Here is a 12,904-nt window from a genome sequence, read left to right as displayed (position 1 = left end):
CGCCGCGACGGCAGCCGGGGGATAGCCCCCCGGTCTCCGGTGGCTCGCCCCGGCGCGACCGGACGCCGTCCGCCGCGAGGGTTGAAGCATGCTTCCCGTGCTGCTGCGTCCGCCCTCCCGCCGGGTCCATGGCTGGCTGATCGCGTGGGTGGTGATCGCGGCCTGTGCGATCTCCCTGGGGGCGGGATCGATCGATTTGGCCGTCTATCTGCGCGCGGCGCAGGCGGTGGCCGCCGGTGGTGATCCGAACCTGACGCCGCCCGGTGAACTGCCCTGGTTCTACCCGCCGTTCGCGGCCGCGCTTTTCGTGCCGCTGCTGGCGTTGCCGTTCCCCGTCGCGGCGATGGCGATGGCGCTCGCGTCCGCCGCCGCGCTGGCCCGCCTGCTGCACCTGGTGATGGCGCGGCTCGGCCACCCCGAGCTCACCCTGGTCGCGCTCGCCGGCGCCGTCGTCGCCGAGCCGGTGTACGCGACGCTCGGCTACGGGCAGGTCAACCTCATGATCGCCTGGCTGGTCGCCGAGGGTTTCCTCGGGCGGCAGCGCTGGCTGATCGGCGTGGCCGCGGGCATCAAGCTGACCCCGTTGGTGTTCCTGTTGCCGCTGCTGGTCCGCCGTGACCTGCGCGGCGCTGGGCTGGCCACTGCCGGGCTGGCCGGCACGATCGGTCTTGGTTGGGTGGTGGCACCGGCGGCGTCCGGGGAGTTCTGGTCGGGTCTGTTTCTCGGTGCCACCGAACGGATCGGCACCTCGTACGCGGCGAACCAGTCGCTCACCGGGGCGCTGTGGCGCGCCGCCGGGCCGGGCGGTGTCCCGCTGATGGGGGCGGCGCTGACCGTCGCGGTCGTCCTGGTGGGCGCGGCCGTGCTGCGGCGTCCGGACATCGACGACATCCTTGCGCTTGTCGTGACCGGCATCGCCGGCCTGCTCGTGTCGCCGCTGTCGTGGGTCCATCACTGGATCTGGGTGCTGCCGCTGGTGCTGTGGTCGGTGACGAACGGACGCCGCCGGCTCGCCCTCGCCTGGTCGATCCTGCTGGTGGGGCGGGTGACCTGGTGGTTCCCCAGTGGGGGCGAGGCCGAATACGCCCACGGCCTGGTGGGCAAGCTCACCCAAGACTCGTGGACCATCCTCGCGCTGATCACCCTCGGGGTGCTCGCCTTCGCGCGGACGTCCGTCCGCGGAGTTGCCGCCTCCGGGTCGGCGTCCGGCTTGCGCGGTCGGGATGAGTGCCTCCGGATCTCCGGGGAGGGTGAGGTGGCGCCGGACCGCACCGGCGGTGTCCTCGGCGAACCGGCGCTCGATATCGGCGATCCTCGCGGCGTAGCAGGTGTCCGTCGGGAGATGTCCGGCGCGAGCGTGCGGGATGCGCGATGAGAAGGGCGATCGTCCTGATCGGGGCGCTGATCGTGGGCCTGCTCGGGGTGTGGGGCGGCGTCCAGGCGCTGGCGTCGACCGGCTTCGGCCAGCCCGGCGGACTGCCGGTGCTCCCCGACGACCGGGCATCGAGCGGCCATGCCCGGCCGTTCGAGGTGAACGGGGTGGTGCTGGTGAACGCCCGGCATCCGGTCGCGCCGGAGTACGTGCCTGAACTCGCCGAACCGCACCAGCTGACGCCCGCGGCGCACCGGGCGTACGTGGCGATGGTGAAGGCCGCCAAGAAGGCCGGCCGGACGATCGTCTGGAGGGTCGGCTACCGCAGCTACGACACCCAGGCCGAGGTGCTGGCGTCCTCGATCGAAACCCGCGGAAGCTACCGGGCGGCGCTGGCCTACACCGCCGAACCGGGGTGCAGCGAGCACCAACTCGGCCTGGCCGTCGACATCGCCGCGCCGAAAGCTCGAGGCCTGGCATTCGCCGACACCCAGGAGTTCGCCTGGATGCGGGAACACGCCCACGAGTACGGGTTCATCCTGCGCTACCCCGACGGCAAGAGCGACATCACCGGCATCGCCTACGAGCCCTGGCACTACCGCTACCTCGGCGTCGACCACGCCCGCGCCTTCGGGCCCTGGTCGTCCCTGACGCTGGAGGAGTACCTCGGAGGACGATGAATGCTCCTACGGAAGGAGGTCGAGCATGTGCGGCCGTGCTTTCATCGCGTGGATCACGAGTTCGTTCCCGCTGTCGAAGACGAGCACGATGGTTTCAAGGAGGCGCCCACGAGTGTCGAAGCCGAGCCTGAGCTGCCGTGATGGGCTCTCGTCGTCGAGGTCCTCAATCCACAGTGACCATGTCGCTGCCTGAATTGCGTCATCGGCGGACACTCCGTGCTTGAGTGCCGAAGGGTGGACCTTCACGCCGCTGATGCTGCTAGTGCTTCGCGGATCACTTCGGAGCGAGTCTTGCCCTCGCGCTTGGCCCGTGCGTCGAGCGAAGCGAGTTCGTCCGGGGTGAGTCTCAGTGCGACGACCAGGGACGGTTCGGCGCCGCGGCCGGGGCGGCCACGGCCGCGGCGCTTCAGTGCCTCGACGTCGTAGCCGGATTCGGCTTCTGCGACCCAACCCGCAATCTGCTCCTCGGTCACGGGCACGCCGTTGATCGTCTCGTTCATCGACATGGGTTTAATGTAATACGCAAATCCTGAAGAGTCGAGAGCGGTTCGGAAGGTGCTCACTCGGGCCCTTGCTTATCCTGTGTGCCAGGTGCGAGTGGCGCCATGTGTGGGGGCAGCCGGCCTGCAGGGCGGGTTGCCCGCACGAGACCGTGATCGTCACTCGAGGAACGGTCTCCGGCGTTGTTCGCGCACGACCCGCCAGCGGAACCACACCTGCGCGACGATGATCAGCACGCCGCCGGCGATCTTCTGTGGCGGAAGCTGCTCGCCGTACCACAGGGTGGCCGCGAGGGCGGTGAACACCGGCTCCAGCATCATGATGATCGCCGCGTTGGCGACGGCGGCGTACTTCTGCCCGCGCAACTGCACGGCGAACCGCAAACAGGTGGTGATCAGGATCGATGCCGCCAGCCATCCGAACACCGGGAGCGTCATGGGTTGTGTCCAGGTCTCCGTGGTCAGCGAGATGGTTACTCCTGCGATGCCGGTCATGCCCATCTGCACCGCGCTGAGCGGGAGCAGGGGCACCTCGCGGGCTCGGTTGCTGCTGTAGACGAACCAGATCGACTGGCCGGCCGCGGTGAGCAGCCACCAGCCCTGGCTGGGATGGGTATGGATCGGGATCTGCAGGCTCAGCAGCGCCAGACCCACGATCGCGACCGGAAGGCACTCCCAGTAGGCCCGTGAGGGGCGCGTCCTCATCATCGCCCAGGCCGTCAGCGGCACGAACACCATCGACAAGCTCATGATGAACGCGCCCTCGCTGAGGGTCGGCGAGACCGACAGCGAGAACACCCACAGGCACAGGTTGAGTGCGAATAGGGCTCCGCTGATCAGCATCGGGCGCCAGTGTTCACGGCGGAGGCCGGCGCCGCGGCAGAACGGCAGCATGATCAGCGCGGCGCAGGTGAACCGGATGCCGAGAAACGCATAGGTGGGCATGCCCGAGATCGCCTCGCGCGAAAAGACCCAGCCGAACGCCGCCAGGATCGTGGTGACGATCAGCAGCAGGTCGGCCTGGCGTTGCCTGGCCATGAAAACCTCCCCGGCGACGCTACCCCCGTGCCGCGCCGTGAGCCGCCGGTGTCCACGGAGCGGTGCCGGTGCGGGATGAAGCCTGCGGAATGAGGCGGTGTGGCCTGAGGGTCGGCTCCGCACCGATCTCGGCGTGGTGGGCGCCGGGCGAGGTCGCGCCCGGGCGTGGTCGTTTTCTATGTCCAGATTCACGCTCCTCGGCGTTTCCCCTTGTCGTGAGACCCCCCTCCGAATCTGGACATAGAAAACGACCACGCGATGCCGGCGCCGCATCCGACGGGTGGGCGCCGGGAGCCCGCTGAGTGCCAGAATGGGCGGGCCGTCGTCCTGCCGAGGAGAACCATGACCGTGCCCAACGTGCTGGCCACCCGCTACGCGTCGCCTGCGATGCGCGACATCTGGAGCCCCGAGCACAAGATCGTCGCCGAGCGGAAGCTCTGGCTGGCCGTGATCGAGGCCCAGCGTGACTTGGGCGTCGATTTCGGCGGCGCCGACCCGGAGGCCGTGTTGGCCGACTACCGTGCGGTGCTTGACCGGGTCGATCTGGGTTCGATCGCCGCCCGCGAGCGGATCAGCCGGCACGACGTGAAGGCGCGCATCGAGGAGTTCAACGACCTCGCCGGGCACGAGCAGGTGCACAAGGGGATGACCTCGCGCGACCTCACCGAGAACGTCGAGCAGTATCAGGTGCTCACCTCGCTGAAGCTGGTCCGCGAACGCGTCGTCACCGTGCTGGTGTCGCTGGCGCGGCTCGCGGTGCAGTACCGCGACCAGCCGATCGCCGGGCGTTCGCACAACGTCGCCGCGCAGATGACCACCCTCGGCAAGCGCTTCGCGACCGCGATCGACGAGTTGCTGATCGCCTACGACCGCATTGACGACCTGATCGGCCGCTACCCGGCCCGCGGCATCAAGGGCCCGGTCGGCACCGCGCAGGACATGCTCGACCTGCTCGGCGGCGACTCCGCCAAACTCGCCGACCTGGAGGAGCGCGTCGCCCACCATCTCGGCTTCGAGCGCGTGCTCACCTCGACCGGCCAGGTCTACCCGCGTTCACTCGACGTCGACGTGCTGTCGGCGCTCACCCAGGTGGCGGCGGCACCGTCCAACGTGGCCACCTCGATCCGGCTGATGGCCGGCGCCGAACTGGTCACCGAGGGATTCAAGGAGGGCCAGGTCGGCTCGTCGGCGATGCCGCACAAGATGAACACCCGCTCCTGCGAGCGGGTCAACGGCCTGGCGGTCGTGCTGCGCGGCTACCTGTCGATGGTCGGCGAACTGGCCGGCGACCAGTGGAACGAGGGCGACGTGTCCTGCTCGGTGGTGCGCCGGATCGCACTGCCGGACGCCTTCTACGCCCTCGACGGCCTGTTCGAGACCTTCCTTACCGTGCTCGCTGAGTTCGGCGCGTTCCCGGCCGTCATCGAGGCCGAACTGCAGCGCTACCTGCCGTTCCTGACCACCACCAAGGTGCTGATGGCCGCCGTCCGTGCGGGCACCGGACGCGAGGAGGCGCACGAGATCATCAAGACCAACGCGGTCGCCGTCGCCCTCGACATGCGCCACAGCGGCCGCAAAGACAACGACCTGCTCGACCGGCTCGCCGCCGACCCCCGCCTGGGCATGACCCGCGAGCAGCTCGACCGGGCCGTCGCGAACCCGCTCGAACTCACCGGATCGGCCGCCGCCCAGGTGCATGCCCTGGTCGGACGCGTCCGCGAGCTGGCCGTGAAGCACCCCGAGGGCGCCTCCTACGCGCCGGGCGAGGTGCTGTAGCCCGAGCGTGTGCGCCCTGGTGCTGCTTTTCGTACCCCAGCGGGCAGGTCATGCAGCACCGAACCGCACACCCCAGGGGCGTCCGACGGAGCCCCCGCGTAGCCTGCTCCCATGAGCACTGAGCAACCCGCCGAGCGGACGGCCCTGCGGGTCGGGTTCGTGCCCGGGGTCACGTTGCGCAAGTGGCGGACGATCTGGGAGGAACGTTTCCGCCGCGTCGACCTCGACGTCGTCGAGGTGCCGCAGAACGAACAACGCCGCATGCTGGACGCCGGCGAGGCCGACCTGTGCTTCGTCCGTCTTCCCCTGGACACCGACGGCCTGCACCTGATCCCGCTGTACGAGGAGATTCCGGTGGCGTGGACGTCCAAGGACCACGCCATCGCCGCGGTCGACGACCTCGCCCTCGACGATCTGGACGGCGAGGTTGTGCTCACCGAGGTCACCCCGGACGCCCTTCAGCAGGCGGCGTTCGCCGACGCCGTCCTGGTCGTGCCCATGTCGATCGCCCGCACCCATTCGCGCCGCGACCTGATCTACCGCCCGATCACCGACGCCCCCACCACCCGGATCGGCCTGGCCTGGCGCGTCGATGACGACAACCCCTGGATCGACGAGTTCATCGGCGTGGTCAGGGGCCGGACGGCCAACAGTTCCCGCAGCGCCCAGGAACGAGCCAAGACACCGAAGCCCGCGCCGGCGAAGACCCGTGGCACCAAGCAGGCTCGTCCTGCACACTGGAATCGTGGACGCCGCTGAGAACGAAACCGCTCAAGCGATGTCGCTGGAGGACGCCTACCGTGAGGCCGATGAGGAGTGGCGCGCCTCCGGCGAGGCCGAGGTGTGGGATGGCTTCGTTGGCGACGTGATTGACGACTGATCGATCAGAGTGTGTCTGCTGTGCGAGGTTCGGGTGGTGAGCTTGCCCGGGGCAGGCTCCTCCGTTTCTGGTCTTGCTGTGATGGTTTCAATTAAGATGCTTCCATGGCGCATTCTGCGAGTATTGAGAGCCGGATGAAAATTCGGCGAGCCCTTTCGGACGGTGAAACGCTGTCGGTTGTGGTCGAGGATGAAGAGCACGGACGGTTGATTGCAGCTACCGATCGGCGACTGTTGATAATCGAGAGGGACGGGTCCTGGCCGGCGATTAATCGATCCCACCTATCTGTCGTAGAGGTGAGGCCAACTGGCCGAGGGGAAGAAGTACTCTTCACGCTCCTTTTTGGCGGTGGGCTGGAACGTGTATTGGGCGTGCCCGACGAGGCACAGGCCTTGATGCTTGCTGCTGCCCTGTCCTAAGGTTTGATCTCCTGCGGTCGTTAGTTCGGTTCGGCGTGCAGGACCGGGGAGGGTGTGGTGGTTTCCTGGGGGTGAGGTGCTTCGGGTAGGCGTTTCTCTGGCGGGGTTATCGGAAATCCTGGATCTGCGTATACGGTGGGGTTTCCGTGTCGCGGTGGTTGGGTGGGGAAGGATCGAGCATGAGTGCGAGCCCGATCCTTCCAACCTCGTCCTCGTTCCATCAGGCAGGCCCCAGAGCCCGGGGATGTGAGAACAATCGGGTTGGACTGCCGGCCCGATTGTTCTCAGGTCTTCGCCGAGTGCCAGCACTGACGCGCGACCGACGACGCCAGTTGCCCATCGCGGCGTTTACGCAGATCGATGCCTAATGCCAGTCCCTCGCGGCGGTGTTCAGGCCAGCCTGCCTCAGTGATGGTGACGGAGCGCAGGCCCGGTGGCGTGGCGCTGCTTAGTAAGTTGACGGCATTGGGTCTAGGGCGGTCACCTACAAGCAACGCAACACCGTGGAGCGCTCGTTCAACGATCATAAGCAATGGCGCGGCATCGCCACCCGCTACGAAAAACTCGCCAACGTCTACCGGGGTGGGGTCGTCCTACGCGCGGTCACAATCTGGCTCCGTGAATAAGGAGACAGCCCTAGGGCTAGCCACCGTGCCCCTGGCAGGGCGCCCGTTCTCGGAGGAAAATGGGGCTGTGCTCGCCCGGTCGACGTCGTATCGCCCTTGGCCCGTGATGAGGCCGTGGACTAGCCAGAACGCGGGGACCGGCCATGCGCCCTTCACTGTTGCCGTGACCGCCAGGTCACGAGCACGAGATTCGCTGTTACCTCAGGTCCCCCCGGGCGAGCAGCCGTCCCTGTCCCGACACACCCAGATGGAGCCGCCCACAATCAACTGAAGATAGGCCAACCCCGCTGCGGCCCGCCGCGGGGGCTGCTGGTTTGCGTTATCACCCCGGGATCTTTTTCGGATCAGCGCGTCTCTTCGGCATCTAGGAGGTTCAAGGCGGCCTTGTAGAGAGCCGAGTCCCGGTCTGCTTCCGGGAAAGTCACTACCTCGATAAACGCCTGCCCCTTGTGGAAGGAGGTTTCGAAGATCGCGATCTCCTGTGAGAACCCCAGGTATGCCGGGATGCTGATGTGATCTCCCCGGTAGGGGTTTTCCGTGTAACCGCGTTCGTAGTCGTCACGGCTGCGGAAGTGGCGGCTGAGAACGAACACCGGGTGGATCTCGTCATTCTCCGGGTTGTCAGGCATGGGGATCATCACCGTGCTACCCGCCGGATTCCTGTACGGGATGGGCCGGCGGCTCGGTTTTCCGAATTCGCGGACCATTGCCTCGAATGCGGAGCGAATTAGCTCAGTACGGTCGACAGTTGTCATATTCAGTTCCTTGCTCCGGAAGTGATCCTCTGCTGGCGCGTGCTCGGCAGTCAGCGGAGGTTGGACCCCCAGTTTACCAGAGACCTGATTGACTCCTCCGGGCTCGTGTGTCGCACCACTCTCTGCTGTCCTACGGTCTCGGCCTGGCGCATGCTGCAGCATGCGCGTGGTGCCCCTTTCTCGCCAGCCAATCGGGCAGATGTGACCACGGTGGCAGCAAGGCGATGTCGCGAATGCCGACGTTCTGGTCGGAGGTGCCGCACGCCGCCCGGTTTCCGCTCTGTCGCCCGGTTTCCTACCCGGGCGACAGTGATTACACCGGGCGGTATGCCGGGCGAGTGTGACTAACCCGGGCGAATGTGACTAGCCCGGGCGGTGTGGTCGGACCACTTCCCCCAAACGAAGGTTCCGATAACCCTCGTGGTTCGGTGGGGCTGAATGGTCATTCGAACTCGACGCGGCAGGCGCCGGGTTCGGCGAAGGGGATCAGGCGTACTTCTGATTCGCCGGAGGCGGCCTCGATCAGGCCGGCGTGGATCGCGCAGACCACCTCGGGGTGCGCCGTGGCGGCCCCGAGCAGCGGGCAGGAGCGCAGGTGGAAGGCGTCGGCGTCCTCGGCCGGGTTGAAGCCCAGGTCGGTGAGGATCGCGAGGGCGTTCGCGCGCGAGGGGCGTCCGCCGCGCCGCTGGCCCCATTCGCGGCCGATCCGCCGGGCGAGGCCGGCGGCGTCCGGTTCGTCGGCGAGGTGGGCGGCCATCGCGGAGACCAGTTCGGAGTAGGCGTCCCGGGTGGGGTCGCCGGCGAGGCTGCGCTGCCCCGACGGGGTGAGCGCGTAGCCGAGCGCGGGGCGCCCGCGGCCCTCCGGCGGCAGCCGGGAGGCTGAGACGTGCCCGTCGGCGACCAGGTGTTCCAGGTGGGCGCGGGTGGCGTTGGGGTGGCCGCCGAGGTGGCGGGCGAGGGTGGCGAGGGTGACGGTGCCGCCGAGTTCGGCGAGCGCGGACGCTACCCGGGCGCGCGCGGCGGGCATCGCGGGCGCGGCTGGGACGGGGGCGGGCCCCCAGTCCTCAGGGGTGGGATCCGAGGTCACGGGTGAATCTTACTGGAATAAATACATAGAACTATGTAACAATCTGATCAGGGGTCGCCCTGCTCGAATTCACCCTGGGGGCGACCCCTCCGCCACGCCCGGACGCCGTCCGCCGCCACGCCCTGCCCCGTGCAGTGAGGAGAGACCTCTGATGTCCCGTCCGGACCTTCCCCGACCGGCCGGTTCCGCCGATGATCGTGACGGCCACGGGCGGCCGGCCGGCCCTGATCAACCGGGCGCGGGCCAGAGGGGTCCGATGAGCCGGCGTCCGCGGCGGCGCCGCCTGCGCGACCATGTCGCCATCGTCTGGCTGGCCTCGGCAGTCATCGTCGCGCTGGTGCACCGGTGGGTGCAGGCGTCCACCTGGCTGATGATCCACCTGGTGCTGCTCGGCGCGCTCACCCATTCGGCGCTGGTGTGGAGCGAGCACTTCGCGCACACCCTGCTGCGCACGCCGCCCGATGAGTCCACCAGCCGGCGCCAGGACGCCCGGGTCGGCCTCAACGCCCTCGGCGCGCTGGCCGTGTTCGCCGGCGTCCCGGGGCAATGGTGGTGGCTGGTGGTGGCCGGCGCGAGCCTGGTCGCGGTCGCGATCGGCTGGCACGGCGCCCATCTCGTCGCGACGCTGCGCCGGGCGCTGCCCAACCGGTTCCGGGTGGTCACCCACTCCTACGTGGCGGCGTCCGCCTGCCTGCCGATCGGCGCCGGGTTCGGGGTGGCGCTCGCCTTCGGGCTGTCCGAGGAGTGGCACGGACGCCTGCTCATCGCGCACATGGTCACCAACCTGCTCGGCTGGATCGGCCTCACCGTGACCGGCACCCTGGTCACCTTCTGGCCGACGATGCTGCGCGCCCGCATGGACGACCGTGCCGAGCAACTCGCCCGCGAGGCGCTCCCGATCCAGCTCGGCGGCATCGCGACCGTCGTGGCCGGCGCGCTGTTGGGCTGGCGTCCGCTCGCGGTCGCGGGCCTGGTCATCTTCGCGCTGGGACTGCTGTGGTGGGGGCGGGCGCTCGCCCGGCCGCTGCGCGCCAAGGGGCTGCGCGAGTTCGCGCCGGCGTCCGTGCTCGCCGCGCTCAGCTGGGGCGGCGTCGGGCTGGTCTGGGTCGGCTGGCTGCTGGTCTCGGCCGGTTCGTGGGCGGCGCTCGCGGACGCCGTGCCCACCGTCGCCGGGGTGTTCGCGGCCGGATTCGCCGCGCAACTGCTCTCCGGGGCGCTGTCCTATCTGGTGCCGTCGGTGATGGGCGGCGGGCCGTCGGTGGTGCGTGCCGGGCGGGCCTGGTTCGACCGCGCCGCCACCGGGCGCCTGGTGGTGATCAATGCCGGGCTGCTGCTGTTCCTGCTGCCGGTGCCGTCCTGGGTGAAGGTGACCGTCTCGACGGCCGGGCTCGTCGCGCTGGCCTCCTTCCTGCCGCTGCTGATCGGCGGCGCGAAGGCGTCCGCGCGGGCGCGGCGCGCCATCGCGACCGGAGCGCCTGCACCCGAGGTCGCCGAACCCCGGGTGTGGTCGTCGCGGCAACTCGTCGGCGGGCTGACCGCGCTGGCGCTGGCCGCCGGGCTCGGCATCGGCCTCGACCCCACCGCCGCCGGGATCGTCCTGCCGGGCGCCGGCGCCGGGGCCACGGTGGCGCCCACCGGGCGCACCACCCGCGTCGAGGTGGTCGCCGACGGCGTGGCGTTCATCCCCAACCGGATCACCGTTCCCGCGGGCGACCGCCTGATCGTGGTGGTCCGCAACGCGGACCCGCGGATGTCCCACGACCTGATCATCGGCGCCGCCCGCACGGCCCGGCTGTTCCCGGGCGAGACCACAGAGCTGGACGCCGGCGTGATGGCCGCCTCCACCCAGGGCTGGTGCTCGGTCGCCGGCCACCGCCAGATGGGCATGACGCTGCAGGTCGTCGTCGAAGGCGCCCCCGGCGCGAGCGTCCCGGAGCCGGGAACCCCGAACGATCCCGCCGCCGGGCATGCCCTGCATGCCGGAACGAGCGGTGCCTCGTCCGGAACCGGGGCGGTCATTCCGCCCAATCCGTCGGATGTCGTGAGCCGGACGGTCGACCCGGTGCTGCCGCCGCTGTCCGGCGACCGCGTCCGCAAGGTCACCCTCACCGTCACCGAGGCGCCGCTGGAGGTGGCGCCCGGACTGTGGCAGACCCGCTGGACCTACAACGGCGCGAGCGCCGGCCCTGTGCTGCACGGGCGGGTCGGCGACGTGTTCGAGGTCACCCTGATCAACGACGGCACCATCGGGCATTCGATCGACTTCCACGCCGGCGCGCTCGCCCCCGACGTGCCGATGCGCACCATCGCCCCTGGTGAGAGCCTGGTCTACCGCTTCACCGCCGAGCGGGCCGGCATCTGGATGTACCACTGTTCGACGATGCCGATGAGCACCCACATCGCCGCGGGCATGCACGGCGCGGTGATCATCGAACCGGACGGCTTGGCGCCCGTCGACCGCAGCTACGCCCTGGTGCAGTCCGAGGTCTTCCTCGCCAACGCCGCCACCACGGCCGAGCAGGCCCAGGAGGTGGACGCCGACAAGGTGAACGCCGAGCGCCCCGACCGGGTCGTCTTCAACGGCATCGCCAACCAGTACGACCTGGCGCCCTTCGCCGCGAAGGTGGGGGAGCGGGTCCGGTTCTGGGTGCTGGACGCCGGCCCCAACCGGGCCAGCGCCTTCCACATCGTCGGCGGCCAGTTCGACACGGTCTGGACCGAGGGCGCCTACACCCTGCGCGGCGACCCGCGCACGGGCGCCCAGGTGCTGCCGCTCGCGCCGGCCCAGGGCGGCTTCGTCGAACTCACCTTCCCCGAGGCCGGTCACTACGCGGTGGTCTCGCACGCGATGGTGGACGCCGAACGCGGCGCCCACGGCATCGTCGCCGTCACCGAATGACAGCCTCCCGCGAGGATCGTCCGCGAGCGGCCCGCGCCTGCAGGGCCGTGATGGCCCGGATGGTCAGGGCCAGTCCAGCGCGATCCGGGACGCGAACGATCGCGGCACGCCGTCGACCGGATCGGTGAAGGCCAGGGTGCGGGCGACCAGGCGCAGCGGCGAGGCCGGATCCTCGGGGGCGTCCGAGACTGCCGGGTAGAGGGGATCGCCGAGGATCGGCGCGCCGAGTCCGGCCAGGTGTACGCGCAACTGGTGGGTCCGGCCGGTGACCGGTTCGAGCCGGTACCGGGCCAGGTCGCCGCGGGACTCGACCAGGGTGATCTGGGTCTCCGCGTTCGGTGCGGCGTCCGGCGCCTCGATCGCCTGCAGGCTGCCGCGCGGCTTCACCAGATGGTTGCGGACCGTGCGTGGCCACGGCCCGGGCAGGGCGGGCGCGAGCGCCTCGTAGGTCTTGGATGCGGCCCGCTCCTGGAACACCCGCTGGTAGGTGGCGCGCCATTGGCGCGTGGTGGTGAACAGCAGGACGCCCGCGGTGAGCCGGTCCAGCCGGTGCGCGGGGGCGAGCTCCGGAAGGCCGAGCGCGGTGCGCACCATGATCAGCACGGTCGCGCGCACATGCATCCCACCCGGGGTGGTGGCGAGGAAGTGCGGTTTGTCGACCACGACGATCCTCTCGTCGCGATACAGCACCGGCACCTCGCCGGGGAACGCGGGCTCGGGGCGAAGGTCCTTGTGGAACCACACGAACGTCGCCGGGGTGTACGGCGCACCAGGCGCCAGCGGGGTGCCCGCGGCGTCCACGAACCGGCCCTCGGCCAGCCAGTGCTCCACCGGGACGCGCGCGGGCAGCCGGTCGCGCAGGAAGGCGTCCA

14 protein-coding genes are annotated in these 12,904 nt (G+C 69.6%); 8 read left to right on the top strand and 6 right to left on the bottom strand.

Annotated elements, in window-relative coordinates; all coding sequences use genetic code 11:
* Positions 1-88: 88 nt before the first annotated feature.
* Both QM708_RS05775 and QM708_RS05770 read left to right on the top strand, forming a co-directional pair.
* Entirely contained in the window at positions 89-1,375 is a 1,287-nt protein-coding gene (locus tag QM708_RS05775; RefSeq protein WP_415105290.1) for a glycosyltransferase 87 family protein, read from the top strand.
* Complete coding sequence (locus QM708_RS05770; RefSeq protein WP_415105288.1) at positions 1,372-2,052, top strand: M15 family metallopeptidase; 681 nt, start codon at positions 1,372-1,374, stop codon at positions 2,050-2,052. Before QM708_RS05775 ends, QM708_RS05770 begins: the two co-directional genes overlap by 4 nt.
* Before the next feature lie 6 nt (positions 2,053-2,058).
* Here QM708_RS05770 and QM708_RS05765 read toward each other — a convergent pair whose 3' ends face one another.
* The 3 genes from QM708_RS05765 to QM708_RS05755 all read right to left on the bottom strand — a co-directional run bounded on the left by QM708_RS05765 (position 2,059) and on the right by QM708_RS05755 (position 3,590).
* Positions 2,059-2,298 (bottom strand): hypothetical protein, encoded by a 240-nt coding sequence (locus QM708_RS05765; protein WP_415105285.1) that lies wholly within the window; start codon positions 2,296-2,298, stop codon positions 2,059-2,061.
* Positions 2,295-2,558, bottom strand: a complete 264-nt coding sequence (locus tag QM708_RS05760; RefSeq protein WP_415105282.1) for a ribbon-helix-helix protein, CopG family — start codon at positions 2,556-2,558, stop codon at positions 2,295-2,297. The genes QM708_RS05765 and QM708_RS05760 overlap by 4 nt, the downstream gene beginning before the upstream one ends.
* Before the next feature lie 153 nt (positions 2,559-2,711).
* A complete protein-coding gene (locus QM708_RS05755) occupies positions 2,712-3,590 on the bottom strand; it encodes a DMT family transporter (RefSeq protein WP_415105279.1) in 879 nt (292 codons plus the stop codon).
* Between the two features lie 342 nt (positions 3,591-3,932).
* Here QM708_RS05755 and purB point away from each other — a divergent pair, with 342 nt between their 5' ends.
* From purB to QM708_RS05730, 5 genes are all read left to right on the top strand, one after another.
* Entirely contained in the window at positions 3,933-5,366 is a 1,434-nt protein-coding gene (gene purB / locus QM708_RS05750; protein WP_415105277.1) for an adenylosuccinate lyase, read from the top strand.
* Between the two features lie 111 nt (positions 5,367-5,477).
* On the top strand, positions 5,478-6,125 hold the full coding sequence (locus QM708_RS05745; protein WP_415105274.1) for a LysR substrate-binding domain-containing protein: 648 nt from the start codon (positions 5,478-5,480) through the stop codon (positions 6,123-6,125).
* Entirely contained in the window at positions 6,112-6,246 is a 135-nt protein-coding gene (locus QM708_RS05740; RefSeq protein ID WP_415105271.1) for a hypothetical protein, read from the top strand. The genes QM708_RS05745 and QM708_RS05740 overlap by 14 nt, the downstream gene beginning before the upstream one ends.
* A 104-nt stretch (positions 6,247-6,350) precedes the next feature.
* Positions 6,351-6,665 (top strand): hypothetical protein, encoded by a 315-nt coding sequence (locus tag QM708_RS05735; RefSeq protein ID WP_415105269.1) that lies wholly within the window; start codon positions 6,351-6,353, stop codon positions 6,663-6,665.
* Between the two features lie 464 nt (positions 6,666-7,129).
* On the top strand, positions 7,130-7,291 hold the full coding sequence (locus tag QM708_RS05730; protein WP_415111298.1) for a transposase: 162 nt from the start codon (positions 7,130-7,132) through the stop codon (positions 7,289-7,291).
* Between the two features lie 344 nt (positions 7,292-7,635).
* On the opposite strand, the gene QM708_RS05725 is transcribed toward QM708_RS05730, so the two are convergent.
* Together QM708_RS05725 and QM708_RS05720 are read right to left on the bottom strand one after the other, a co-directional pair.
* Positions 7,636-8,046 carry a hypothetical protein gene (locus QM708_RS05725; RefSeq protein WP_415105267.1) on the bottom strand — a complete coding sequence of 137 codons (411 nt, stop codon included), beginning with the start codon at positions 8,044-8,046 and terminating at the stop codon, positions 7,636-7,638.
* A 442-nt stretch (positions 8,047-8,488) separates the two neighbouring features.
* On the bottom strand, positions 8,489-9,133 hold the full coding sequence (locus QM708_RS05720) for a helix-turn-helix transcriptional regulator (protein WP_415105264.1): 645 nt from the start codon (positions 9,131-9,133) through the stop codon (positions 8,489-8,491).
* 256 nt (positions 9,134-9,389) lie between these two features.
* Between QM708_RS05720 and QM708_RS05715 the strand changes: the two genes are divergently transcribed.
* The gene (locus tag QM708_RS05715; protein ID WP_415105261.1) at positions 9,390-12,032 is read left to right on the top strand and encodes a multicopper oxidase domain-containing protein; all 2,643 of its coding nucleotides are present in this window, start codon (positions 9,390-9,392) and stop codon (positions 12,030-12,032) included.
* A 63-nt stretch (positions 12,033-12,095) separates the two neighbouring features.
* Here the strand turns inward: QM708_RS05715 and QM708_RS05710 are convergent, their stop codons facing one another.
* Positions 12,096-12,893: a pseudouridine synthase gene (locus tag QM708_RS05710; RefSeq protein ID WP_415111295.1), complete on the bottom strand. Its 798-nt coding sequence runs from the start codon at positions 12,891-12,893 to the stop codon at positions 12,096-12,098.
* Between the last annotated feature and the right edge of the window lie 11 nt (positions 12,894-12,904).

This window comes from Propioniciclava sp., assembly GCF_047602245.1.
In the GTDB taxonomy this organism is placed as follows: domain Bacteria; phylum Actinomycetota; class Actinomycetes; order Propionibacteriales; family Propionibacteriaceae; genus Propioniciclava.
Note: the sequence above shows the minus strand (reverse complement) of the source record. Positions and strands in the feature narration are given on the sequence as shown.

Coding starts and splice junctions, on each gene's coding strand:
- QM708_RS05755 (WP_415105279.1), bottom strand. CDS start 3,590: ATGGCCAGGCAACGCCAGGCCGACCTGCTGCTGATCGTCACCACGATC.
- QM708_RS05745 (WP_415105274.1), top strand. CDS start 5,478: ATGAGCACTGAGCAACCCGCCGAGCGGACGGCCCTGCGGGTCGGGTTC.
- purB (WP_415105277.1), top strand. CDS start 3,933: ATGACCGTGCCCAACGTGCTGGCCACCCGCTACGCGTCGCCTGCGATG.
- QM708_RS05715 (WP_415105261.1), top strand. CDS start 9,390: ATGAGCCGGCGTCCGCGGCGGCGCCGCCTGCGCGACCATGTCGCCATC.
- QM708_RS05735 (WP_415105269.1), top strand. CDS start 6,351: ATGGCGCATTCTGCGAGTATTGAGAGCCGGATGAAAATTCGGCGAGCC.
- QM708_RS05775 (WP_415105290.1), top strand. CDS start 89: ATGCTTCCCGTGCTGCTGCGTCCGCCCTCCCGCCGGGTCCATGGCTGG.
- QM708_RS05760 (WP_415105282.1), bottom strand. CDS start 2,558: ATGTCGATGAACGAGACGATCAACGGCGTGCCCGTGACCGAGGAGCAG.
- QM708_RS05725 (WP_415105267.1), bottom strand. CDS start 8,046: ATGACAACTGTCGACCGTACTGAGCTAATTCGCTCCGCATTCGAGGCA.
- QM708_RS05770 (WP_415105288.1), top strand. CDS start 1,372: ATGAGAAGGGCGATCGTCCTGATCGGGGCGCTGATCGTGGGCCTGCTC.